Origin of the sequence: Sphingomonas kaistensis (genome assembly GCF_036884275.1) — a bacterium.
GTDB lineage: Bacteria > Pseudomonadota > Alphaproteobacteria > Sphingomonadales > Sphingomonadaceae > Sphingomicrobium > Sphingomicrobium kaistense_A.
In genome coordinates this window covers 2,615,130-2,638,440 of the sequence record NZ_CP145607.1, presented here as the reverse complement: position 1 = coordinate 2,638,440, position 23,311 = coordinate 2,615,130, and the positions used below count along the sequence as shown (strand labels likewise).

At 64.1% G+C, this 23,311-nt stretch carries 25 protein-coding genes; 14 read left to right on the top strand and 11 right to left on the bottom strand.

Annotation, left to right across the window (positions count from 1 at the left end; translation table 11 throughout):
• Positions 1 to 8 precede the first annotated feature (8 nt).
• Positions 9 to 281 (bottom strand): hypothetical protein, encoded by a 273-nt coding sequence (locus V6R86_RS12980; RefSeq protein WP_338505005.1) that lies wholly within the window; start codon positions 279 to 281, stop codon positions 9 to 11.
• Positions 282 to 376: 95 nt separating this feature from the next.
• Between V6R86_RS12980 and V6R86_RS12975 the strand changes: the two genes are divergently transcribed.
• From V6R86_RS12975 to alr, 4 genes are all read left to right on the top strand, one after another.
• Positions 377 to 2,482 (top strand): phage tail baseplate protein, encoded by a 2,106-nt coding sequence (locus V6R86_RS12975; protein WP_338505003.1) that lies wholly within the window; start codon positions 377 to 379, stop codon positions 2,480 to 2,482.
• 9 nt (positions 2,483 to 2,491) lie between these two features.
• The gene (locus tag V6R86_RS12970) at positions 2,492 to 2,995 is read left to right on the top strand and encodes a DUF2793 domain-containing protein (RefSeq protein WP_338505001.1); all 504 of its coding nucleotides are present in this window, start codon (positions 2,492 to 2,494) and stop codon (positions 2,993 to 2,995) included.
• 124 nt (positions 2,996 to 3,119) lie between these two features.
• The gene (locus V6R86_RS12965) at positions 3,120 to 3,968 is read left to right on the top strand and encodes an outer membrane protein (protein WP_338504999.1); all 849 of its coding nucleotides are present in this window, start codon (positions 3,120 to 3,122) and stop codon (positions 3,966 to 3,968) included.
• 78 nt (positions 3,969 to 4,046) lie between these two features.
• The gene (gene alr / locus V6R86_RS12960; RefSeq protein WP_338504997.1) at positions 4,047 to 5,066 is read left to right on the top strand and encodes an alanine racemase; all 1,020 of its coding nucleotides are present in this window, start codon (positions 4,047 to 4,049) and stop codon (positions 5,064 to 5,066) included.
• Here alr and nth read toward each other — a convergent pair.
• The 3 genes from nth to V6R86_RS12945 all read right to left on the bottom strand — a co-directional run bounded on the left by nth (position 5,026) and on the right by V6R86_RS12945 (position 6,850).
• Entirely contained in the window at positions 5,026 to 5,703 is a 678-nt protein-coding gene (gene nth, locus V6R86_RS12955; RefSeq protein ID WP_338504996.1) for an endonuclease III, read from the bottom strand. The genes alr and nth overlap by 41 nt on opposite strands.
• A complete protein-coding gene (dapB, locus tag V6R86_RS12950; RefSeq protein ID WP_338504994.1) occupies positions 5,700 to 6,356 on the bottom strand; it encodes a 4-hydroxy-tetrahydrodipicolinate reductase in 657 nt (218 codons plus the stop codon). Before dapB ends, nth begins: the two co-directional genes overlap by 4 nt.
• A gap of 95 nt (positions 6,357 to 6,451) precedes the next feature.
• On the bottom strand, positions 6,452 to 6,850 hold the full coding sequence (locus V6R86_RS12945; RefSeq protein ID WP_338504992.1) for a thioesterase family protein: 399 nt from the start codon (positions 6,848 to 6,850) through the stop codon (positions 6,452 to 6,454).
• A 45-nt stretch (positions 6,851 to 6,895) separates the two neighbouring features.
• On the opposite strand from V6R86_RS12945, the gene V6R86_RS12940 reads away from it, so the two are divergent.
• The gene (locus V6R86_RS12940; protein WP_338504991.1) at positions 6,896 to 7,609 is read left to right on the top strand and encodes an NAD-dependent deacylase; all 714 of its coding nucleotides are present in this window, start codon (positions 6,896 to 6,898) and stop codon (positions 7,607 to 7,609) included.
• Here the strand turns inward: V6R86_RS12940 and era are convergent.
• Genes era through lepB form a run of 3 tightly spaced genes read right to left on the bottom strand, consistent with a single transcriptional unit; the run spans position 7,606 to position 9,949 of the window.
• Positions 7,606 to 8,499: a GTPase Era gene (era, locus tag V6R86_RS12935; RefSeq protein ID WP_338504989.1), complete on the bottom strand. Its 894-nt coding sequence runs from the start codon at positions 8,497 to 8,499 to the stop codon at positions 7,606 to 7,608. The genes V6R86_RS12940 and era overlap by 4 nt on opposite strands.
• Entirely contained in the window at positions 8,496 to 9,158 is a 663-nt protein-coding gene (rnc, locus tag V6R86_RS12930) for a ribonuclease III (protein WP_338504987.1), read from the bottom strand. The genes era and rnc overlap by 4 nt, the downstream gene beginning before the upstream one ends.
• Positions 9,158 to 9,949: a signal peptidase I gene (gene lepB, locus V6R86_RS12925; RefSeq protein ID WP_338504986.1), complete on the bottom strand. Its 792-nt coding sequence runs from the start codon at positions 9,947 to 9,949 to the stop codon at positions 9,158 to 9,160. The genes rnc and lepB overlap by 1 nt, the downstream gene beginning before the upstream one ends.
• 84 nt (positions 9,950 to 10,033) lie before the next feature.
• Between lepB and pgi the strand changes: the two genes are divergently transcribed.
• The 5 genes from pgi to V6R86_RS12900 are packed head-to-tail and all read left to right on the top strand — an operon-like array spanning position 10,034 to position 16,195.
• A complete protein-coding gene (gene pgi / locus V6R86_RS12920; RefSeq protein WP_338504985.1) occupies positions 10,034 to 11,515 on the top strand; it encodes a glucose-6-phosphate isomerase in 1,482 nt (493 codons plus the stop codon).
• Positions 11,512 to 12,873, top strand: a complete 1,362-nt coding sequence (gene gorA, locus V6R86_RS12915; protein ID WP_338504983.1) for a glutathione-disulfide reductase — start codon at positions 11,512 to 11,514, stop codon at positions 12,871 to 12,873. Before pgi ends, gorA begins: the two co-directional genes overlap by 4 nt.
• 7 nt (positions 12,874 to 12,880) lie before the next feature.
• A complete protein-coding gene (locus V6R86_RS12910) occupies positions 12,881 to 14,470 on the top strand; it encodes an NAD(P)/FAD-dependent oxidoreductase (RefSeq protein ID WP_338504982.1) in 1,590 nt (529 codons plus the stop codon).
• Between the two features lie 58 nt (positions 14,471 to 14,528).
• Entirely contained in the window at positions 14,529 to 15,683 is a 1,155-nt protein-coding gene (locus tag V6R86_RS12905) for a CaiB/BaiF CoA-transferase family protein (RefSeq protein ID WP_338504981.1), read from the top strand.
• A 53-nt stretch (positions 15,684 to 15,736) separates the two neighbouring features.
• Positions 15,737 to 16,195, top strand: coding sequence for a GreA/GreB family elongation factor (locus tag V6R86_RS12900; protein WP_338504980.1), 459 nt, complete (start codon positions 15,737 to 15,739; stop codon positions 16,193 to 16,195).
• Here V6R86_RS12900 and V6R86_RS12895 read toward each other — a convergent pair.
• Positions 16,159 to 16,896: a helix-turn-helix transcriptional regulator gene (locus tag V6R86_RS12895; protein WP_338504978.1), complete on the bottom strand. Its 738-nt coding sequence runs from the start codon at positions 16,894 to 16,896 to the stop codon at positions 16,159 to 16,161. The two genes, V6R86_RS12900 and V6R86_RS12895, sit on opposite strands and share 37 nt — an antisense overlap.
• Positions 16,897 to 17,030: 134 nt before the next feature.
• Between V6R86_RS12895 and V6R86_RS12890 the strand changes: the two genes are divergently transcribed.
• Positions 17,031 to 17,975 (top strand): aldo/keto reductase family protein, encoded by a 945-nt coding sequence (locus tag V6R86_RS12890; RefSeq protein WP_338504977.1) that lies wholly within the window; start codon positions 17,031 to 17,033, stop codon positions 17,973 to 17,975.
• Positions 17,976 to 18,132: 157 nt separating this feature from the next.
• Here V6R86_RS12890 and V6R86_RS12885 read toward each other — a convergent pair whose 3' ends face one another.
• Both V6R86_RS12885 and V6R86_RS12880 read right to left on the bottom strand, forming a co-directional pair.
• On the bottom strand, positions 18,133 to 18,861 hold the full coding sequence (locus tag V6R86_RS12885; protein WP_338504975.1) for a hypothetical protein: 729 nt from the start codon (positions 18,859 to 18,861) through the stop codon (positions 18,133 to 18,135).
• Entirely contained in the window at positions 18,858 to 20,084 is a 1,227-nt protein-coding gene (locus V6R86_RS12880; RefSeq protein ID WP_338504973.1) for a toxic anion resistance protein, read from the bottom strand. Before V6R86_RS12880 ends, V6R86_RS12885 begins: the two co-directional genes overlap by 4 nt.
• A gap of 199 nt (positions 20,085 to 20,283) precedes the next feature.
• On the opposite strand from V6R86_RS12880, the gene V6R86_RS12875 reads away from it, so the two are divergent.
• From V6R86_RS12875 to V6R86_RS12865, 3 genes are read left to right on the top strand one after another with little or no spacing between them, the layout of a single operon-like run.
• Entirely contained in the window at positions 20,284 to 21,585 is a 1,302-nt protein-coding gene (locus V6R86_RS12875; RefSeq protein WP_338504971.1) for a pilus assembly protein TadG-related protein, read from the top strand.
• On the top strand, positions 21,582 to 22,070 hold the full coding sequence (locus V6R86_RS12870) for a TadE/TadG family type IV pilus assembly protein (protein WP_338504969.1): 489 nt from the start codon (positions 21,582 to 21,584) through the stop codon (positions 22,068 to 22,070). Before V6R86_RS12875 ends, V6R86_RS12870 begins: the two co-directional genes overlap by 4 nt.
• Positions 22,070 to 22,510 carry a TadE/TadG family type IV pilus assembly protein gene (locus tag V6R86_RS12865; protein ID WP_338504968.1) on the top strand — a complete coding sequence of 147 codons (441 nt, stop codon included), beginning with the start codon at positions 22,070 to 22,072 and terminating at the stop codon, positions 22,508 to 22,510. The genes V6R86_RS12870 and V6R86_RS12865 overlap by 1 nt, the downstream gene beginning before the upstream one ends.
• On the opposite strand, the gene V6R86_RS12860 is transcribed toward V6R86_RS12865, so the two are convergent.
• The gene (locus V6R86_RS12860; RefSeq protein ID WP_338504966.1) at positions 22,500 to 23,261 is read right to left on the bottom strand and encodes an enoyl-CoA hydratase-related protein; all 762 of its coding nucleotides are present in this window, start codon (positions 23,259 to 23,261) and stop codon (positions 22,500 to 22,502) included. The genes V6R86_RS12865 and V6R86_RS12860 overlap by 11 nt on opposite strands.
• Between the last annotated feature and the right edge of the window lie 50 nt (positions 23,262 to 23,311).

Genomic DNA, 23,311 nt, shown 5'->3' with positions numbered 1-23,311 from the left:
AGCGCGCTCTATCTCTCGTCGGTGTCCCATTTCGCTTTCAGGGTCGTGATCCCTTGATAGGCCTGGATTGCCTTGGGCTGGTCTTGAGCGCGTTCGATCTCATCGTGTCCGAGCCGCCGACTTATCGTGTGAGCGACGGCAGCTGGAGCGAAGTGGATGCCGAGCTTGCTCGATGGTTCGCGAGAAGCGAGCGATCCATTCCAATGACTAATGACTTGGCTGTCTTCAAGCTGCCCCGCTGCTTTCACTTTGGGGTGATCAGCAACGGGTTTCTTGTTCATGCTGACATCGTCGCGGGCAAGGTCGTTACGCGGAAAATGCCGACGCGTTTAAGCGGCGATTGCCGCATCTACACACACTGCGGAGAAGCGGAATAATGGCAACGCTAGTTCTCAGCGCTGCGGGTGCCGCGATCGGTGGGCCCGTCGGCGGGCTTGTAGGTTCGTTTGTTGGTCGTCAGTTCGATCGTAGCTTCGGTGCCGGCTCGGGCACCAGGCTATCGGACCTGAGGGCGCCCTCGTCGCAATATGGCGATCCGATTCCCCGTGTCCTGCGACAGATGCGGGTGGCGGGAGTGGTGCTTTGGGCATCAGAGCCAGTTGCCACCGCACTGGTAAGCAAATCCGTCAGCGAACAGGCAAGTAGTGTCAGCTTTGCCTACGGCTTGAGCTCGGGCTTTGTCGAAGATGTCGGCCGTATTTGGGCCGATGGCAGATTGATACGAGATGGCGAGGGACGGCAAGATGTGTCGTTCACGCTTCGACTGAATCACGGCGACGAGGATCAATTGAGTGACCCTCTGATCGCGTCGTTGCTCGGCGAGGAAAACACACCGGCGTTCCGAGGGATCGCGTACCTCGTTTTCGAGAATTTCGACCTCTCGAGTTTCGGTAATCGCTTGCCGCTCATCACCGTGGAGGTTCTCGCCAACGGGGATCCGATCATCGCTGACGACATAGTGAGGAGCGAACTCGATCTTGCTGGGGTCACCAACGACCGTCCTCACAAGCTTGATGGTTTCGCGTTGACCGGTGACAATGGGGCGGTTGCCCTTCAGCCCTTATTCGACGCCTTAAAGCCAGCCTTAAGCTACGACGGCCGAAAATGGGGAATTGGTGCTGCCTCAAGTCAGCATGTGATCGACAGCCATTTTTGGGCACTGGAAAGCGATCGGCAATCTCATTTTAGAATGGATGGTCAGTGCGAGGTGCCGACCAAGGTGTCGGTGCGTTACTTTGATCCGGCGATCGACTATCTTGCCGGAGAGAAAAGCGCACGGCAGCCAGGTGTCGAGCGGCTTCGCCGTATAGAGCTTCCAGCGGCCATGAGCGGCGAGCGTGCCAAGGCGCTTGCCTTTGAACAGCTTCAGCAGGTTGCACAGGAGTCTAAAGCCTATTGGCTGACCCTGCCGCTAAGCTACGCGGCGATACAAGTTGGCGATCACGTTGGATCCGGCTCTTCGCGAGATTTCGTGGTCTGCGAGAAGACCTTGAACGCTGGCCAGCTAAGATTGCGTCTGCGGCCAACGAATGAGCTTAACACGCCAAACGTCGTCGACGTTGAGGCTCCAACGAAAACACCCATGCTACAGCGTGAGGATCTGACGATCGCTCTGGTCGAGTTGCCAAACCCCTCGCTTTCGAACGATCTCGAGATCGCTATTCTTGTCAGTGGCGGCCACAAGCCCTTCAGAGCTTTACCAGTCGTCATCAATAGCGCGGGGACTGAAGTCGAAACGATATCGGCCCGTGTCGCCGCACCTTTGGGGCGCCTTCGCAGGCCGCTGCCGAGCGCATCGGGATCGTTGCTTGATCTCCAAAACATCATCGAAGTGGAGTTCGACCAAGACCCCGAGCTGACGAGTTGCACCGACGAGGCGATGTTCGCGGGCGCCAATCTTATCTGCGTCGATGGCGAATTTATGCAGTTTGCCATCGCGAAACCGATGGGCGCCGCGAAGTATGAGTTGTCTCGTCTGGTCAGGCGGCGTTTCGATAGTGGTCGCGACGCTCCACATGACGCAGGATCGTCGGCGATCCTTCTTGATCCCGCATCATTGGCCACGTTCAAAGTTCCTCGCGAGGTTGTGGGTACCGTCTTCACGGCACGCGTTTCCGGTCCAGACAATGCAGCGGCCGAAGCGACTTTGCCGGTTGCGGGCACTGCAGCGCGACCGTGGGCGCCGGCGCACCTAAATGTGCGTGAGACAGCCGGTGGCTTGGAGCTGTCGTGGGTGCGGCGTTGCAGGGACGGGGGCGCTTGGCTCGACAATGTCGATGCGCCCTTGGGAAGTAGCCGCGAAGCCTATCGGGTAACTCTACGCGACGGATTGGGCATGACGATCGAGGCACATAGCGACAGCCCGCATTCAGTCATCTCATCAATTATGCTCGATCAGATGGCGCCGCGTCCGTGGCGCTTAGAAGTCCGACAGATCGGCGACTTTGCCGCTGGCAATCCACTCGTTCACATCATCGATTGAGGGGCAGACATGTTAACATCGACGCGGCTCGGATTGCCGTTTCTTTCTGCGGGACAGGCGCAAAAGGAACTGACTCACAACGAAGCCCTGCTCCTGTTGGACGCTGCCGTACAGGCTTGTTGCGCAGCCGCGCCGGCTAACGCGCCGCCACAATCGCCCGAGATTGGCTTCGCTTACCTTTGCGGCAACAATCCCACCGGTGCGTGGCAGGGTCGGCCCAATAGCGTTGCCTGCCATACCGAAAACGGCTGGCGCTTTATCGAACCCTTTGACGGGTTTGAGCTATTCGATCGGGATAGCGGAAGAACCTGGCGCTTCGCGTCAGGCGCGTGGTCATTGGGCATTGCAAAGGCCAGCGAGATTCAGGTGAATGGCATCAAGGTCTTGGGCGCGCAGCAACCGTCGATCTCAAATGCAACGGGGGGAACGACGGTCGACACGCAGGCGCGCAATACTCTCGAGCAGGTGCTTTCGGCCTTGCGAGCACACGGAATCATTGCCCAGCAAGGGTGAGGCTGGAAAGACACAGGCGCGGTATTTCGGAACCTCCTTAAAACAAAAAGGGGAACTCGCACGCTCACCCTCTTATTAAGGCAGCCAGCCATTCTGAGGGGGACGTATGTCGTCTAGAACATTTTTGCTCGCCGCTGCTGCCATGTTGGCTCTGCCTTCGGCCGCGGCTGCACGAGACGGGCTTCCGTACATCGGCATCGAGGGCGGTGCGATCAAGCCGGATAGGCTGCGGCTAGATTATCAGCGCAGTGCCCTTTCGGTGCCGAATGGTATCGCAATCGACCACAAAACCGGCTTCGATGTGGACTTCATTGCCGGCTATGATCTCGGCCTGATCCGCGCCGAAGCAGAGCTTGGTTACAAGCGCGCCGTTCCGACCGGCATCTCAATCGTGCCGGCAGTTGGTTTCAACAACACCGGTCCTTTGGCTATCGACGGCCGGACGCGATCGGTCTCGGCGATGGCCAATCTGCTGCTCGACTTCGGCAAAGATGACGGGCTTCAAGTCTATGGTGGTGGTGGCCTCGGCGTAGCGAAGACCACCCTGGACAACGTCATCGCCGGACCCAACGTGGCTCAAGGTCGTGGGATTAACGGTAACGATCGTTCGTTCGCCTGGCAGCTTATCGCCGGGATGCGTGTTCCGCTCAGCTATAATGTCGATCTCGGACTGAAGTATCGTTACTTCCGGACCGAAGTAGATTATCGCGATGTCACAGTTCCCACGGCAATCGAGAATCTTGAAGGCCGCTTCCGGTCGCATTCGCTGCTTGCGAGCCTGATTTTCAATCTTGGTGGGCAGCCGGTGCCCCCTGCGCCGATCGTCGAGCCTGCGCCGCCGCCGCCGCCGCCGCCACCGCCACCACCCCCCACTCAAATCTGTCCCGATGGCAGCGTTATTTTGGCAACCGACGCATGCCCTGTCCCGCCGCCGCCCCCGCCGCCGCCTCCGGTGGCGCCGGTTCGCGGTTAATGATGTTCAGACCCGGCTTCGACTTCGCTCGAAGCCGGGTCTATCGACCTTGACGGACGCCGCCGCTAGAGCGCGCTCATGCGTCTTTCCCTGGCTTTGCAGCACCGATCGAGTGCGCTGGTCGCCAATTACCGACATCTTCAACTCCGTGCGGCTACAGCGACGGGTGCGGCCATTAAGGCCGATGCCTATGGGCTTGGCGTCAAAGACGTCGCGAAACTTCTCCTCGACGCTGGCTGCCGTGATTTTTTCGTGTCTACCTGGTGGGAGGCTGCCGAACTCGATTTCCTTCCGCCCGGCACCCTAGTGGTTCTTCACGGCTTTGGTTCTGAGGACGAGGTGCAGCCGGGCGTAAGGCCCGTGCTTGTGACGCCTCAGCAAGTTGCACGATGGAAGGCCAGCACCTTTGCTGACGAGCCTTGCGATGTGATGGTCGATACCGGCATGAATCGCCTTGGCCTCGGCACCAAAGAACTGGGCTGCCTTGAAGGCCTCTCCATTCATACCCTGCACAGCCATCTCGCCTGTGCGGACGACGACGACGCGCTCAATCGAATGCAACTCGAGCGTTTTCTTGCCGTGCAGCAAGTTGTTCGGGCCGGGCGCTATAGCTTGGCCAACAGCGCCGGCATCTATCTCGGCAGCGAGTTTGCGTTCGACCTCGTTCGGCCGGGCCTTGCGCTATATGGCGGTATTCCGCGTGCCGAAGCTCGCGGCGAGATCCGGCAGGTCACCACGCCAACCGCCCGCATTCTTCAGATGCGTAGCGTTCCGGCAGGCGAAAGCGTCGGATATAATGCGACGTTCGTAGCGCCGCGCGACATGCGGGTTGCGGTGATCAACATCGGCTATGCCGACGGCTATCGACGTGCCTTTTCATCCATCGGGAGCGCGCGCGCCGACGATCAAACGCTTCCAGTGATCGGCCGGGTCTCAATGGATCTCGTCACGCTTGATGCGACCGACGCTCCCCAACTTGCAGAAGGCGACTGGGTCGAACTCAGTTTCGATCTGGAAGAAGCAGCCGCGCAGACCGGCATTTCCCAATACGAGCTGCTTACTGGACTTGGGCGACGCTTTCAGCGGTCCTGGATTTAGGCGGGACAAGCTTCTTGTCGCGATAGCGGCAGAGATCGACGATGGGGCAGCGCCAGCATTCGGGCGTCCGCGCCTTGCACAGATAGCGGCCGTGCAAGATCAGCCAGTGATGCGCATGCAAAAGAAACTCCTGCGGCGTCACCCTAGCGAGCTTGGCTTCGACCTCGAGCGGTGTCTTACCCGGCGCGAGCCCCGTGCGATTGGCGACGCGGAAAACATGCGTATCGACCGCGATGGTCGGTAAGCCGAAGGCGATATTCAAGACGACGTTTGCCGTCTTTCGACCGACCCCCGCCAATTTCTCCAGCGCATCGCGATCGACCGGGACCTCGCCGCCATGCCGCTCGATCAGCTGCTGCGCCATCAGGATCACATTCTTGGCCTTGGTATTGAACAGGCCGATCGACTTGATGTGCTCGCGTACGCCGTCCTCACCCAGCGCAATCATCTTGGCGGGCGTATCGGCGACCTTGAACAGCTTGCGCGTTGCGATGTTCACGCTGACATCGGTCGCCTGCGCGGAGAGCGCCACGGCTACCAGCAGCGTATAGGGGCTTTTCCATTCGAGCTCCCCCTCCGGCTCGGGATTAAGTTCTGCCAAGCGCAGAAACAGCTCGGCCGCCTGGGTCTTTTTCACAGCGCCCCGACCACGTCGCGCATGGAATACAGCCCTGGCTTCTGTGTGGCCAGGAAACGCGCCGCCGCCAACGCACCGCGCGCGAAGATCATCCGATTGTCGGCTCTGTGCGACAGCACCAAACGTTCTTCTGTCCCGGCAAAGATCACGTCATGATCGCCGACCACCGTGCCCCCACGGAGGCTTGCAAAGCCGATCGCACCTTCCATGCGCTGAAGATCGCGGCCGCTCCGCGAGTCCTCTTTTCGCATCGTCTCGCCCCGCCCGCGGGCCGCAGCGTCGCCAAGGCTAAGCGCCGTCCCGGAAGGCGCGTCCCTCTTCAATCGATGGTGCATCTCAAGCACCTCAATATCCCACCCGCGGCCAAGCACCCGCGCAGCCCGCTCGACCAATTCCTCCAGTAGCGCGACACCGAGCGACGTGTTGGAAGCCCGAAGCACGGCAATCGATCGGCTGGTCTCCTCGATACGGCGAATGGCCAGATCGTCGAGCCCCGTGGTCCCCACAAGGATTGGCACCGCCGCTCGAACCGCGCGGTCGAGCGAACCGGCGAGAGCCTCCGGCGCTGAGAAATCCACGATAACATCGCCATGATCGGGATCGAGCGCGAAGCTGTCGTCCTCCGCCACGGCGGCAGCGATCGCCTTTCCCATTCGCCCTTCAGGAGCGATCAGAGTTAACCGTAACGGCTGGTCGGTCGGGCGCATGGCAACATCATTGCCGATGACCCTCGCCAGAGGCAACTGGCTCAAGCCGGAAAGAAGCGGCTCACCACATCCTTGGCAAGGCGGGCAGGGCGCATCGACGTGGCGTCGAGACAGCACCAGGTGCTTTTCACCTCGGCCAGCACATCTTCGCCCCGCCGGATCACGGTCGTGAACAGCGCCTTGGCACCCTGCACGCGTTCGGCGATGACGTCGGCTACCACCACATCCTCGAGGAACGTCGGCCGCCGAAACTCGATCTCGTGCTTCAGCGCGACCCACAGGTGACGCCTGACCGCGTCGGCCGGCGCAACGCCTTCCCAATAACGCACCACCGCGTCCTGAACCCACTTCAGGTAAACGCTGTTGTTCACATGCCCCATGTGGTCAATGTCGGAAGGATCGATGCCGATGGCGTGGCGGTACATGGCGTCTTTATCCATTGTGCAGCTCTTGCTGACAATAGTGTAAGCAAAAAAGGTTGCTGGATGGTTGCTGGAACGGGACAAAGCGGAAATCTGGTCATTCTTAGCGGAGCGGGCATCTCTGCCGACAGCGGCGTGCCCACGTTCCGCGCCGCCGATGGCTTATGGGAAGGCCACCGGGTCGAGGACGTCGCCACCCCCGAAGCCTTCGTGCGCAACCCTGAACTGGTCCGCGCCTTCTACGATGCCCGCCGCGCTCATCTTGGCACGGTCGAACCCAATGCCGCGCACCTCGCGCTGGCCGAACTCGAACGTCGGTGGGACGGCGATTTCCTCCTCGTCACGCAGAACGTCGATGACCTTCACGAACGCGCCGGCTCGCAACGCCTGATTCACATGCATGGCGAACTCAACAGCGGCTGGTGCCTCGCCTGCGACACGCGTTCGCCTTGGGCGGGAGCGATGGGGCAGGGTGCGGCGTGCCCCTCCTGCGCCGCCACGGGCACGGTCCGCCCCGACATCGTGTGGTTCGGCGAGATGCCCTACGAAATGGAACGCCTCGACGAAGCCGTCCGCAATTGCGACCTGTTCGTCTCGATCGGGACCTCGGGCGCGGTCTACCCAGCCGCCGGCTTCGTCCAGACCGCCCGCTACGTCGGTGCCCATTGCGTCGAGCTCAACCTCGAACCGAGCCAGGGCAGCATCTTCTTCCAAGAAACCCGCATCGGCCGCGCATCGGAGATCGTGCCCGCGTGGGTCGAGGAAGTGCTGGCCTAGTTCGACCAGTCGAGCCCGATATCCTCGTAAAGGGTCTTGTCCTCGCTCCAGCGCGGATTGACCTTCACGTGCAGGAACAGGTGCACCTTGCGGCCGAGATGCTCGCCGATCGCCTCGCGCGCGGCGGCGCCGATGGCTTTGAGCTTCGATCCGCCCTTGCCGAGCACGATCGCCTTCTGGCTGTCGCGCTCGATCAATATCTGCTGGTGGATCACAGCCGAGCCGTCCTTGCGCTCTTCCCACTTCTCGGTCTCGACCGCGCTGGCATAAGGCAGCTCGGCGTGGAGCTGGAGATACAGCTGCTCGCGCGTGAGCTCGGCCGCCACCATCCGATCGGTCGCGTCGCTCAGCTGATCCTCGGGATAATGCCACGGGCCCTCGGGCATCGCGGCGCCCAGGTGCCGCTTCACGTCCGCGACCCCGTCGCCGCTGGTCGCCGAGACCATGAACACTTCTTCCGGCTGCAACCGTGCGCTAAGCTCGGTCGCCAGCTTCAGAAGATCACCCTTCTTGGCGATATCGACCTTGTTCAGGATCAGGATCTTGGGCTCGGGCCGCCCTTCAATTCCTTCCAGCACCGTCTCGACGCGCTGTCCGATGCTGGCGGCGGCATCCACCACCAGGACCAGCCGGTCGGCGCTCTCCGCGCCCTCCCACGCCGCCTTGACCATCGCCCGGTCGAGCCGCCGCTTGGGCGAGAAGATGCCCGGCGTATCGACCAGCAAAATCTGGCTGTCGCCGTCGATGGCGATCCCCATCAGCCGCGCCCGCGTGGTCTGCGCCTTGGGGCTGACGATCGCGACCTTCTGACCGACCAGCGCATTTACCAGCGTGGACTTGCCCGCATTAGGCGCGCCGATAACCGCCACCAGGCCGCACTTCTGGGTCAACAAATCTTCTCCAATAACGCGGCCGCAGCCGCCGTTTCCGCTTCCTGCTTGCTCGCGCCCTCGGCCTCGGTCTCGCCCGCGCCCTTGACGATCACCTTGACCCGAAAGGTCGGGGCATGATGCCGCCCGAACTGGCCGAGCAGCTCATAGACCGGCGGCTTCAGCCCGCGCGCCGCCGCAACCTCCTGCAGCAGCGACTTGGGATGCTGCGGCGCTTTCTTCTGCTCGTCGAGATAACCCGTCCAGCTCCCCCGGATCAGCCGCTCCGCCGCGTCCAGCCCGCCGTCGAGAAATACTGCGCCAAGCAGCGCCTCGACCACGTCGCCGACCACATTGTCCGACAATTGCGCGCCATCCTCGCGCGCCTGCTTGCCCAGCTTGACCAGCTTGGGCACGCCCCAGTCGCGCCCGACCTCGGCGCACGTCTCGCGCGCGACCAGCGCATTGTAGCGCCGGCTCATCTTGCCCTCGGGCTCGTCGGGAAAGCGCTCGAACAGCCAGCGCGCGATCACCAGGCCCAAGACCCGGTCGCCCAGAAACTCCAGCCGCTCATAGCTGTCGCGCCCGGCGCTGCCGTGGGTCAGCGCCCGCTCGAACAGCTTGCCGTCGCGCGCGGCATGGCCGAGCCGTTCCCTCACAAAAGATCCGACGTCGGCCATCAATGCGCCATCCCGATGCGGTCCCACCGCGCCGCGCCGAACCAGGTCCAGGGCAACACCCACGACGCGCTTCCATCGGTCGACCAGAAGGTCGTCTGCGCCTTGCCGACCAGCGAATCGATCGGGATGAAGCCCATCCCGCCATATTCGGGCGCGATCCGGCTGTCGGCGCTGTCGTCGCGGTTGTCGCCCATCAGGAAGATGTGCCCCTCGGGCACCCGCACGGCCGCAAAATCATCCACCGCCGGATTGTCGATCTGATCCAGCACGACGAAGCTTTTGCCCCCAGGCAACGTCTCGCGATAGGCGGTGAACAGGCACTTCCCATCAGCCTCTCGCGGTTGCGCTGCGCGGCACGGGCTGTTTTCGCTCACCGGAATGCCGATCATCCCCGCCGGCTTCCGCGCGAGCAGCGTGCCGTTCAGCACCACCTGACCGCCGGTCGTTCCCACCGTATCACCCGGCAGTCCGATCACCCGCTTGATGACATCGTTGCCCGCCGGTCCGCGAAACACCACCACGTCTCCGCGCTCGGGCAGGGTGGCGAAAAGCCGCCCGCTGATCGGCGGAAACCCGAACAGAAAGCTCGCCCGGCTGTAGCCATAGTTCCACTTGGAGACGAGCAGATAGTCGCCGATGTACAGCCCCGGCAGCATCGAGCCCGAGGGGATGCTGAACGGCGCCGCGATCAGGCTGCGCAGGATCCACGCCAGCACCAGGATGACCAGCATCCCGCGCAGCAGCCCGCCGCTGCCTTCCTTTTCGCCCTTGTCCTTGATCTCGTCTGCCATCGCGCATGGCCTTGGCGCTCGGCGGGGCTTTCGGTCAAGCTTGGGCAGGGTGGATTTCGCGACGGCCGTCGCTATGTCCGGGCCATGCCTTCGACCCCGTTCACGCCCGCGGCCCCCTCGGCCACCCTTGCCGAGCTGTTTGCCGCCGACCCCTCGCGCGCCGAGGAGTTCAGCCACGATCTCGGCGGCATCCGCTTCGACCTATCCAAGACGCATTTGACCCGAGAAGCGATCGAAGGCCTCGACACCGAGGATTATTACGACGCGCTCGCCCGCTTGTTCGCCGGCGAAGTGGTCAATCCGACCGAGAACCGCGCCGCCGAGCACCCGGCCGAACGCGGCTTCGGCTCGCCCGATGCGGTGGCCCTCGCCGCCCAGCGCCGCGGCCGGATGCGCGCCCTGATCGACGCGGTCGAAGCGGGGGCGTTCGGCGACATCACCGGCATCCTCCACATCGGCATCGGCGGCTCGGCGCTGGGCCCCGCGCTGCTTGTCGATGCGCTCGGTCGCAACGAACGGCGCTACCGGGTCGAGATCCTGTCCAATATCGACGGCCAGGCGGTCGACGAGGCGCTCGGCCGGCTTGATCCCGCCACTACTTTGGTCGCCATCGCGTCCAAGACCTTCACCACCGCCGAGACGCTCCGCAACGCGGAAGCCGCGCTGGCGTGGCTTCAGGAGGCCGGGGTGGAAGATCCCTACGGCCGTCTCATCGCCATCACCGCCGCGCCCGACAAAGCGATCGAATTCGGCATCGACGAAACCCGTGTCCTGTCCTTCGCGCCCAGCGTCGGCGGTCGCTATTCGCTATGGTCCGCGATCGGCTTCCCCGCCGCCCTCGCGCTCGGCACCGATGCCTTCGAAGCGATGCTCGACGGCGCGGCGATGGTCGACGAACATGTCGCCGAAGCGCCCGCCGGCGCCAACCTGCCCTTGCTCGCCGCGCTCGCCGATCTCACCTACACCCAGGGCTTCGGCGCCGCGACGCGCGCTGTCTTCGCTTATGACGAGCGGCTCCGCCTGCTGCCGTCCTACCTTCAGCAGCTCGTCATGGAATCGAACGGCAAGTCGGTCCGCCTCGACGGGTCACCGGCTGCCGGCCCGACCTCGGCCATCCTGTGGGGCGGCACCGGCACCGACGCCCAGCATGCCGTGTTCCAGCTTCTCCACCAGGGCACCCACCTCGTGCCGGTCGAATTCATCGCCGTCGCGCAAGGCACCGATGAACAGGACCCCGCCCACCACCGGGAGCTGCTCCTCAACTGCTTCGCGCAAGGCGCCGCGCTGATGACCGGCCGATCGTCCGACGACCCGCACCGCAACTATCCCGGCAACCGTCCCTCGACGACCATCCTGCTCGACGAACTCGATCCCTCGTCGCTCGGAACCCTGCTGGCCTTCTACGAGCATCGCACCTTTGCCGAAGCCGTACTCCTCGGAATCAATCCGTTCGACCAGTTCGGCGTCGAACTCGGCAAGGACATGGCGCGCGCCATCGACGACCCCGACACCCGCGAACGCTTCGACCCCTCCACCCGTGCGCTGATCGAAAAGGCTGGCCTGTGAATACTGAAAGCGCGAGCGATTTTGACTATGACCTGTTCGTCCTGGGCGCCGGCTCGGGCGGCGTCCGCGCGTCGCGAATCTCGTCGGGCTACGGCGCGCGTGTCGCCATCGCCGAAGAACATCGCGTGGGCGGGACCTGCGTCATCCGCGGCTGCGTGCCCAAGAAACTGCTCGTCTACGGTGCCCACTTCGCCGAGGACCTGAACGATGCGGCGATGTTCGGCTGGGACATCGCCGCGCGCCGCTTCGACTGGCCGGTGCTCCGCGACAACGTCATGGCCGAGGTCGGTCGCCTCGAAGGCCTCTACGGCGAGACGCTGTCCAACCACGACGTCACCCTGTTCAAGAACCGCGCCGTCCTGACCGGTCCCCATTCGGTCCGGCTCGACGACGGCCGCACGATCACCGCCGGCAAGATCCTGCTCGCCCCCGGCGCCCGCCCGGCGCTGCCCGACATTCCCGGGGTCGAACACGCCATCACCTCGAACGACGTGTTTCATCTGGAATCCATGCCAAAGCGCGTGGTGATCGCGGGTGGCGGCTATATCGCCAACGAATTCGCCGGCATCTTCCACCAGCTCGGCGCCCACGTCACCATCGTCAATCGCTCGGACACCATCCTGCGCGGCTATGACGAGCAGATTGTCGATCGCCTGGTGAAAACCAGCCTCGCCAAGGGCATCGACTTCCGCTTCAACGCCAGCTTCGACGCGCTCGAACGGCGGGACGACGGCACCGTCATCTGCAAGATGAACGGCTGCGACGATATCGAGGCCGACCAGGTCCTGTTCGCCATCGGCCGCCTCCCCAATACCGAGGGCTTGGGGCTCGAAGAACTCGGCGTTGAACTGACTGAGCGCGGCGCGGTGAAAGTGGACGAGCACTATCGCTCCACCGTCCCCTCGATCTTCGCCGTCGGCGACGTCACCGACCGCATCCAGCTCACCCCCGTCGCGATCCGTGAAGGCCACGCTTTTGCCGACACCCAATTCGGCGACAAGCCGTGCACCGTCGACTACAATTGCATCCCGAGCGCGGTCTTCTCGCACCCGCCGATCGGCTCGGTCGGGATGACCGAGGGCGAAGCCAAGAACAAACTCGGCGTCATCCGCACCTACACCTCGGACTTCCGCCCGATGAAATATGTGCTGGCCGGTCGCAACGAGCGCGCGCTCTACAAGATCGTGGTCGACGAAAGTTCGGACAAGGTGGTCGGCGTGCACATGATCGGCCCCGACGCCCCCGAAACGCTTCAGGCCGCCGCCATTGCGGTCAAGGCGGGTCTTACCAAGGCCGACTTCGACGCCACCATCGCGCTCCACCCGACCATGGCCGAAGAACTGGTGCTGATGCGCTGATGCCCAGGTGAATTACGACGCGATCATCATCGGCGCGGGCCATAATGGCCTCGTCTGCAGCTTCTATCTCGCGAAAAAGGGCCTCAAGGTCCTCCTGCTCGAAGCGCAGCCACAAGTCGGCGGCGCCGCCGTCACCGACGAATTCCTCCCCGGCTTCCGCAATTCGGCCGCCAGCTACACCGTCTCGCTGCTCCAGCCCAAGGTCATCCGTGACCTCGACCTTGCCCGTCACGGCCTCAAGGTCGTGCTGCGCAAGACCGACAACTTCCTGCCGGGCGAGAACGGCGACTATCTCCTCAGCGGACGGGGCGGCCTCACCCGCAGCGAAATCGTCCGCCATCACGCCGCTGACGGCCCCGCCTACGACCGCTACATGGCCGAGCTCGAAACGGTCGTGCCGCTGCTCCGCAAGTGGATCCTCAAAGCCCCGCCCGAAGCAGGCGCGGGCCTCGCCGGCCTCCCCACCATGCTCGGCCTCGGCCGCGACCTCGTCGGCCTGTCGACCGACCAGATCCGCACCGTCCACGACTATGTCACTCGCTCGGCCGGCGACATCCTCGACCGCCACTTCAAGGGCGACCTGACGAAAGCACTGTTCGGCTTCGACGGCGTGGTCGGCAACTTCGCCTCGCCCTACACGCCCGGCACCGCCTACGTCCTCCTCCACCACCTGTTCGGCGAAGCGGCCGGCGTTCCCGGCGCCTGGGGCCACGCCATCGGCGGCATGGGCGCAATCACCAAGGCCATGGCCCAGGCCGCGCGCGAAGCCGGGGTCGACATCATCCTGAACGCGCCCGCCGAAGAGATCATCGTCGATAAAGGCCGCGCGGTCGGCGTCGTCGCCAAGGGCAAGGCCTGGCGCGCGCCGCAGGTCATCGCCGGCCTTAACCCGCGCCTGCTGTTCGACAAGCTCGTCCCAAAGGGCGCCGTCCCCGACACCACCCACGCCCACATGACCCGCTGGTCATGCGAAAGCGCGACCTTCCGCATGAACGTCGCGCTGTCCGACCTTCCGCGCTTCACCGTCAAGCCGGAGGCCGGCGATCACCTCACCGGCGGCATCATCATCGCGCCCAGCCTCGCCTACATGGACCGCGCCCACGACGACGCGAAGCGGGACGGCTGGTCCAAACAGCCGATCGTCGAGATGCTCATCCCCTCGACCCTGGACCCATCGCTCGCTCCGCCGGGCAAGCATGTCGCCAGCCTGTTCTGCCAGCATTTCCGCTACGACCTTCCGCGGCCGCTCCATTGGGACAAAATTCGCGACAAGGTCGCCGACCACGTCATCGCCACCGTCGACAAGCACGCCCCCGGCTTCGCCAAAAGCATCATCGGCCGCCAGATCCACTCGCCCCTCGACCTCGAGCGCCGCTTCGGCTTGGTCGGCGGCGACATCTTCCACGGCAAGATGGGCCTTGATCAGCTCTTCAGCGCGCGGCCGATGATCGGCGCCGCCGACTACCGCATGCCGCTGTCCGGCCTCTACCTCTGCGGCTCGGGCGCCCACCCTGGCGGCGGAGTCACCGGCGCGCCCGGCCACAATGCCGCGAGGGCCGTCCTCGCCGACCGCAAGCCGTGGCGGCGCCGCGCCTAAGCCCCTCCCGCTGGCGGGAGGGGTTGGGGTGGGCATTGTGCTTCGTTACGGAGCACCGATGACCAAACCCCTCGCCGGCATCCGCGTCCTCGACCTCAGCCGCGTCCTCGCCGGCCCATGGTGCACCCAGCTCCTCGCCGACCTCGGCGCCGACGTCATCAAGATCGAGCGGCCGGGGCAGGGCGACGACACCCGCCACTGGGGTCCACCCTGGGTAAGCCACGAAGACGGCACCCGCACCGCCGCCTATTTCCTCGCCGCCAACCGCGGCAAACGCAGCGCCGCCATCGACCTTGCCAGCCCCGAAGGCGCGGACCAAGTCCGCCGCCTCGCGGACAACAGCGACGTGGTGGTCGAGAATTTCAAGGTCGGCGCGCTCGCCAAATATGGCCTCGACGCCGCCACCTTGCGCGCCCGCAACCCCCGCCTCGTCTACGCCAGCATCACCGGCTTCGGCCAGAACGGCCCCCGCGCTGCCCAAGCCGGCTACGACTTCATGATCCAGGGTCAGGCCGGCCTGATGAGCATCACCGGCCTTCCCGACGAAGCCGAAAACGGCGGCCCCTTGCGCGCCGGGGTCGCGGTCGTCGATCTCTTCACCGGCCTCTACACCGCCAACGCCATCCTCGCCGCGCTGGTCCGTCGCGGCACGACGGGGGAGGGGGCGACCATCGACAGCGCGCTGTTCGACTGCGGCCTCGCCATGCTTGCCAACCAGGCGTCCAACTATCTCGTCAGCGGCGACAACCCGCCGCGCCAGGGCAACAGCCACCCCAATCTCGTCCCCTACCAACCCTTCGCCTGCGCCGATCAGCCGCTGATCATCGCGGTGGGCAACGACCGCCAGTTCGCCGCGCTCGCAGCCCTCCTCGGCCAGCCGGGTTGGGCCACCGATCCCCGCTTCGCCACCAACGCTGCCCGCATCGCCCACCGCGCCGACCTCGTCGCGCAGATCGAAACCATCACCCGCACCGCGCCTGCCGCCCACTGGTACGAGGCCTGCGAGCGCGCCGGCATTCCCGCCGGTCCGATCAACGACATCGCCGGCGCGCTGGCCGACCCGCAAGCGACCCACCGCGCCATGCTGCGCGAAATGGACGGAATGCGCCTCGTCGGCAGCCCGCTCCGCCTCGACGGCGCGCGCATGGACACCGACCGCCCCCCGCCGCGCCTCGGCCAGCACACCGACGAGATCCTCGCCGAACTTGGCTGATTCACGCCGCTCGTGCGTTACCCTGCTGTCATGAATATCAAAGCATCCCAGCCATGAGCGTCGCCTTCCGCCGCGAAAGCGACGACGAGCATCTCGAACCCAAGTACGAGTTGCCGATCCCGCCCGGCCCCAACCTCGTCACCGAGCGCGGCCTCGCCGAGATCGAAGCCCGCATCGCCGCGCTCGACGCGCAGCTTGCCGAGCCGATGGAGGACGAAGCCCGCAAGAAGGTCCAGCGCGACGCCCGCTACTGGCTCAACCGCCGCGCCACCGCCCAGCTCGTGCCCACGCCCGACGGTGAGGAAGTCGCGGTCGGCACCCGCGTCACCTACACCCGCGACGGCGACACCCGCACCATCCTCATCGTCGGCCACGACGAAAGCGACCCCGACACCAACCGCATCGCCTTCACCGCCCCGCTGGTCCGCGCCATGCTCGGCAGCGTCGAAGGCGACGAGGTGACGCTGGAGGGCGGTCAGATCCTGTCGATCATGGGGATCGAACCAGCCTGACCGTCTGGTTCCAACGGCTTTGTCACTTCCACACATAGCCGGGGACTGCAGTCCAACTGCTCGTCGACCAAATGTCGGGCGCGCCGAATGCTCGGCTCCGCCGTTCCAGCGCTGTGAGAGAGAACGAGCACGGGCTGCGGCTGCATCTCCTTGGTGATGGCCAGATACATGCGGGCCTGCTCCTCGGTGATCTGCACACCATTCCATGTCAGTCGCTCGCCATCGGCAATTATCGTGTTGATCGCCAGCGACTGAGAGCGCGGCGCACTTGCTGACGTGCTCCAATTCGGCAGCGGTCCGGTCACCGTCGGACCGGAATACCAAGTGGAAAGGGAGGCTGCGATAATCAGGGTCATGGCGAAGGTAGCTCCCATTGCTAGTGCTAGATGCCGGCCGCTGAATGCACCTTTGCTCCGGCTCCCCTGACCCTCGCTGTCCGCAAAGCTGGTCTCGACCCCTATTTCCCTGTCTACAACTGATTTGGGTGCTGCAGCTTCCTCCGCCGACAGCAACCGGGCCGCTTCCCGGCTGCTGGTGACCCCCATCTTGCGCCGAGCGGACCGCAAATATTCGTTGATCGTATGGACCGAGAGGTCGAGTTCGCGAGCGATTGACTTGGGGTCATGGTTGCTTCCCAGCAGCCGCAGGACGACCTTCTCGCGATCGCTCAACTGGGCCGTGAATGCGCCGGTGCTCGCCATAAGCATCGATCTTGCCACGATGCGCTGCGCCTGCCCATCACTTGATCGACACTCTGTGGTCCGGGATCGAACCCCCTGCCCGATCGCGCGTTACCGACGCCAATCCCTTTTGCCGTCCGATCTGGAGTTCACCCATGCAGACCCGCCGCCTCGGCAACAGCGACCTTCACGTCTCCGAAATCTCGCTCGGTTCGTGGCTCACCTATGGCGTCGGGGTCGAAGCCGACAAGGCGCGGGCCTGCCTCGACGCCGCCTTCGACGCCGGGATCAATTTCATCGACACCGCCAACGTCTACGGTCGCGGCGCCGCCGAGAGCTTCCTCGGAGAAGCACTCAGCGGCCGACCGCGCGACAGCTACATTCTCGCCACCAAATTGTTCTTCCCGATGAGCGACCAGGATCGCGGCCTATCGCGCGACCAGGTTCACAAGCAGCTCGACGCCTCCTTGGAGCGCCTGAGCACCGATTACGTCGATCTCTACCAGTGCCACCGCTATGACGAGCACACCCCGCTCGAAGAAGCCATGGAAGCGCTGAGCGAGGTCGTGCGCAGCGGCAAGGTTCGCTATCTCGGCTTTTCCGAATGGCCCGCCGACCGCATCCGGCAAGCGATCGACATGGCTGGCGTCGAAAAGTTCGTGTCGAGCCAGCCGCAATACAGCCTGCTGCACCGCGACCCCGAGAACGAGGTGATCCCGCTGTCCGCCGCCAACGGCATCTCGCAGATCGTCTGGTCGCCGCTCGGGCAGGGCGTGCTGACCGGCAAGTACAAACCCGGCGAAGCCCCCGCGGCGGGCACCCGTGCCACCAGCGACGAAATGGGCGGCTTCCTCAAGGATCTGATGACCCCCGCCATCCTCGAGGCGGTGCAGCAGCTCCGCCCGCTCGCCGACGAGGCCGGCCTCAGCCTGTCGCAATTCGCGCTGGCCTGGGTGCTTCGCGAACCAAATGTCGCCTCCGCGATCATCGGCGCCTCGCGTCCCGAGCAGGTCCACGAAAACGCCGCCGCCTCTGACGCGAAGGTTGACCCGTCGCTGTTCGCCAAGGCCGAGGAAATCGTTGCCCGGGCGCGGGCCTGACCCGCCTTGCAATGTAGGAACTGTCCTGCTTTGCTAACCGGAACGGTTCGTATAGCGGCTCTTTGAAAATTACAGGTGATTGGGCAGGCCCGGTGTGACCTTGTTCAGGTTCGGGGCGCCAAAAACACCACGCCACCGGTGACCTTTGTGACCTTGTTCAGCTTTGGTCGGCCTGGCCGTAGCGGCTTTCGATAAAACGGCCCTGCGTCGAAAAGGCATCGACGTCGCGCTTGGCCAGCCGTTCGCTGACTTCGCCCAGTGCGGTTCGGGTGGCAGTGAGGCCCTCGACCAAGCGCTGGTCGATGGTCTTGCCCTCGCCGTCGGTCTCGCCGCGATAGGCGGGCGGGACCTTGGCGTAGCGGTCGATCAGCCCGGGCAGGTGAATGCTCATCAGGCGCCGGGCGTCCTGCGCGTCCGGGTCCATCGGGTCGGTCCGCTCCAGCGTCTGCTTGAGCGTGCCGAGGTTGCCGCTGATCGAGTCGACGACTTCCTGCGCGGGGGCGGGGAGGGCGCGGCGATTCTGGTAGAGGTAACTGCTAAAGCGCTGCACCATCTCGCCGTTGGGCAGGTCGGTGCGCACCGCCATCACCGGTTCCTCGCGGACGCCCCACACGAACAACAGCCCGGCAATGGCGACCGCCATCAGCACCGCGGCAAGAAATCCGAAAAGCCCGATCGGGGTGACGACCCCGACCAGCATCGCGCCAAGGCTGATGGCGAGCAGCCCCAGCGCCGCGTTGCGGGTCGCCTTGCTGTAGCGCTTGACCGTGCGCTGCCGCTCAGCCCGCGCCTGCGCCGCGACCGGTCCCTGCTTCTCGTCTACGACCGCCATCACCCGGTCGAACCGGGCAAGAGCCTTGCTCACGCGGTCGTCGGTCTCGCTCACTTGACCTCGATCGCCGCGAACGGCGAGTTCGCTTCCAGCCGGCTGCCGCCTTGGTTCGCGCCCTCGGCCCGCGCGATGTAGCCCCGGCTCTTCTCCACCTCGTTGCCGAGTGTGTTGACCGTCTGCTTCATGTTCTCGAGCGCCTTCACCTTGAAGCTGTCGATCGAGTCCATCGTGTCGTAGATATTCTGGAACGCCCGCTGCAGCGTTTCGAGTGGAATGGTCGAGCTCGCCGCCTGCTCGTGGATCGTCGCCGACTGACTCTTGAGCAGTAGTCCGGTAGAATCAATCATGCCCGCGGTGGTCGTGTTGAGCGCCCCGATCTGCTCCAGCACCAGCCGCTGGTTGGTCAGCGCCTGCGCCACCGTGACCGCGGTTCTCAGCGCCGCCACCGTCGTGGTGCTGGCACGGTCGACGCCCTTCACCAGCTCGACATTATTCTTCTTGACGATGTCGAGCGCCAGATAACCTTGCACCGTCACCGCCATTTGGGTCAGCAGATCGGTGGTCCGCTGGCGGGTGTAAAACAGCGCGGTCTCGCGGATCGCCTTGGCCTTCATCGGCTCGGTCGCGTCGAGCTCAGCCGCCTTTTCCTCCAGCTTGCCGTCGAGCGCCTTCGAGATGTGAATCATCTGCTCGAGCTTGTGCATCGTCTTCCACAAGTTCGCCCGCTCGGTGTCGATGGCGGCATTGTCCATCAACAATTCGTCCTTGCCGCTCTGCAACCGCGCCAGGATCGCGCTGATGTGCCCCTGCGCGCTCTGATACTGGCGGAAGTAGTTCTTGACCGACTTGCCGAACGGGATCAGCCCGAACAGCTTCCTGGCAGGGGTCAGCGCGCCGTTACGCTTGGGATCGAGCGCCTCGACCGTTGAGCGCAGCTGCGTCAGATCCGCGCCGATACCCGTGTCGCTGTCGATCGCCTTAACCGGCCGATCGAGAAAGCGATTGGACGCGCCGGCCGCTTCCGAAATCTCCTTGCGGCCCATCGCCGTCAGCTGGTCGACCTTGCGGCCGAAGTCTGGACTGTTTGCGTCCAGCGCCACCAGCTCATCGACGAACCCGTCGACCTTTTTCTCCAGCTCCGTCCGCTCGGTGTCCTTGAGCGGGACCAGCCCGGCGGCCTCCTGCGGGACGACCGCCTGAAGCGCTTCCGGCGGATCGAGCTTCAGCTTGGTCGCAGTCGGAGCGGCGGTCTGCGCGATGGTCGGATCAGTAGCCATGTCGTTCTTCAATCCCCTTCTTGCACCGAACATGGCCGCCGCTGCGGCCACGTGCAAGGAGCAGGTGTATCATACGAGTGACACAGCCGAGCTTCAAGGCCGTAAGTCTAAGGGAGCAATTAACCCTATCTCAAAATCAATTGCTCACCTTGTTGGTCGTAGATGAACCCCCACGACTGACTTTTTTGAGGCTCTTTCGATGCTGCGATTGCTGAAGAAGCTCCGGCGCAACGAGCGCGGCAATGTCCTGATATTGGCGGGCATGGCTATGCCGCTGATCATCGGATCTGCCGGACTGGCCGTGGACACGGTTCAGTGGGCACTGATGAAGCGCCAGCTTCAGCGCGCGGCCGATTCTGCGGCGCTCGCCGGCGTCTATGCGACCGTGCAGGGTGCATCGCAGACCGCTGCGCAAGCGGTCGATTACGAACTCAACATTTCCGGCGATAATCCGAACAGCCGCAACGCCACCGGCCTGACGCTGACGGCAGCCAACCGCGCGGTCAGCTATCCGGCGGCCGCGGCGTGGACCAATCCGGTGCGGGTTGTCCTGACCCACAATCAGGTACCTGCTTTTTCGTCCATGTTCCTGCCGCAACTGACGATTTCCGCGGGCGCCACGGCGGCGACGATCCGCACCGGCGTGTATTGCGTCGTCAGCCTGGTCAACACCAGTGCGACCGGGATCACCGCGACCGGCAATGGCGACCTCAATCTTGGCTGCGGGATGATCACCAATTCGACGTCGCTGACCGCGGCTATCGCGACCGGCTCCTCCGAGGTCCACGCCTCGCCGGTCGCGGCCGTCGGCGCGGTACCGGCCAGCACGAACTGGAACGGGGCCGAGCTGCTTCCATTCACAGTCAAGCAGAACGACCCCTACGCGGGGATAAGTCCGCCGACCGTTTCGCCCTGCAAAGGAAATGCCAACAAGCTCGACGTAGCCAACAACGGCAACGTCGACCGGACCACCGTCGATACCGCGGGGAGCGTCGTTTGCGTCAGCGACATGCAGGTCAATGGCACCCTCAAGCTGCAGGCGGCCACCTACTATATCGACGGCGGCAATTTCGATCTTGGCTCGAACGCCAACATCAGTTGCAATGGTTGCACGATCATTCTCGGCAATAGCGACCCTTCGTCCACCGTTATCGGGCGGGTCACCATGAACGCTCAGGCCACGACGAACATGACGGCGCCGACGTCAGGCACCTACCGTGGCCTTTTGTTCTACCAGGATCGCCGCGCGGTTCAGACGAACAACAATGCCAATCACATCAACGGGACGTCGACCTCCACCTTCAGCGGTGCGATGTACTTCCCGTCCACCCACCTCAACATCAACGGAAACGCGGGCCTGAAATTCACCTGCGCGCAGTTCGTGTCGTGGACGGTCGAATTCTCGGGCAACAGCGGCATCAGCAACACCATCAACACATCCTGCGACGACGGATCGGACCCCAATGCGATCCTCGGCCGTCACGTGAGGCTGGTGGCATGAGCCGGCTTCGCCTGCCGTGGCGCGACGAAACCGGCACGTCGGTGGTCGAGCTTGCGCTTATCGCCCCGATCCTGACCGGGCTGCTGTTTGCCATCGTCGACCTCGGCAAGGGCTTCAACGAAAAGCTGCTGCTCGAGCAGGTCGCGCAACGAGCGATCGAAAAAGCCATGCAGGGCGTCCAGGCCGATCCGCAGACCGGCATCTTCTCGACCTTGCGCTCCGAGGCCGCGACCGAGGCAGGTGTCCAGGAAAGCGCGGTGGTGGTGAAATACTGGCTCGAGTGCGCCGGCGTTTCCCAGTTCACCTCCTATTCCAAAATGGACGAAGACTACAAAAAGGTCTGCGGTGCGGGTGTGCAATACAGCCGCTTTCTGCAGATCAGTCTGGAAAAGGCTTATGCGCCGACCTTCAGAATGCCGTGGATGAACGTCAACGCGCAGGGCAATGTCATCGTCAAGGCCCGTGCGGGGCTGAGGGTCCAATGATGCGGATCGGCTGCGATCTCCTTCGCGACGAGCGCGGGGGCGCCATGGTGGAGACGGCGCTTGCCCTTCCGATCCTCCTGACGATGATCTGGGGGATCGTGCAGTTCGGCCTTGCCATGCATGCCAACAACGGCATTCAGAATGCGCTCGGCGAAGGGGCGCGCTATGCGACCCTGTGCGTCAATCCGACCCTGGTAAATGGCTGCCGACGCCCAACCGACGCCCAGATCATCGCCCGAATCAAGGAGCGGCGGTTTTCCTCGACCTACGGCTCGTTCGACGAGCCTACGGTGACGCCGAGCCCGTCCACCGCGACCATGCCGTACGTCGACCTTCAGGTTGTCTACCGGATGCCGACCAGCCTCATCTTCGTGAATGGGCCGGTGATGGTTTTCACCCGAACCAAGCGTGTCTACGTGACCGGTTCGCCTACGCCTTGAGCCGCGCCGTAAAGAAGGCAGTAATGGCGTTTTTGACTTCTTCGGAGGTCAGCCGCTCCGAAAAGTGACCATTCTCCCACGTCATCCGCTCCAGCACCTCGTCCTGTGAGGTTCCTCGGAGCAGGCGCTGGGTCAGGCGCAAGGCTTCCGGCGGCCGGGACAGCAGGGTGGCAATTACCGCCCCCAGACGCTCGTTCAACGAACCCTTCTCGGCGCGGTGAGTGACGAGCCCGAAGCGTTCGGCTTCCTCGACCCCGAACGATTCGCCGAGCAGGAGATACTTGGCGGCAAGCTGACGGCCGGCGAGGGCGGGGAGGATCAGCGAGCTTGCCGCTTCGGGCACCAGGCCGAGCTCGGTGAAGGGCATCTTGAAGCGCGTTCCTTCCTCCGCGACGACGAGATCGCAGTGGAACAGCATGGTTGTTCCGATCCCGACCGCATTGCCATGCACTGCCGCGATCAGGGGAACCTGGTTGGACGCCAGCGCGCGAAGCAGCCGCCAGACCGGAATATCGGTTTCGCCGTCCTGCGGCATCGCCTTCATGAAGTCGGCAAGATCGTTGCCGCCGGTGAAATCTATCCCCTCGCCCTCGAGCGTAATGACGCGAAGCTCGGCATCGTCCTGCGCCGCCGTGATCGCGTCCGCCAGGGCGGCATACATGGCGACGGTGATCGCATTGCGGCGCTCGGGCCGGTTGAGGACGAGACGAAGATGCGGCCCGCGCCGCTCGACAAGGACATGCTCGGTCATGGACCCTTCTGTGCCTTGCCGCTAAGCGACACGCAACCGCAGCCCTGGGG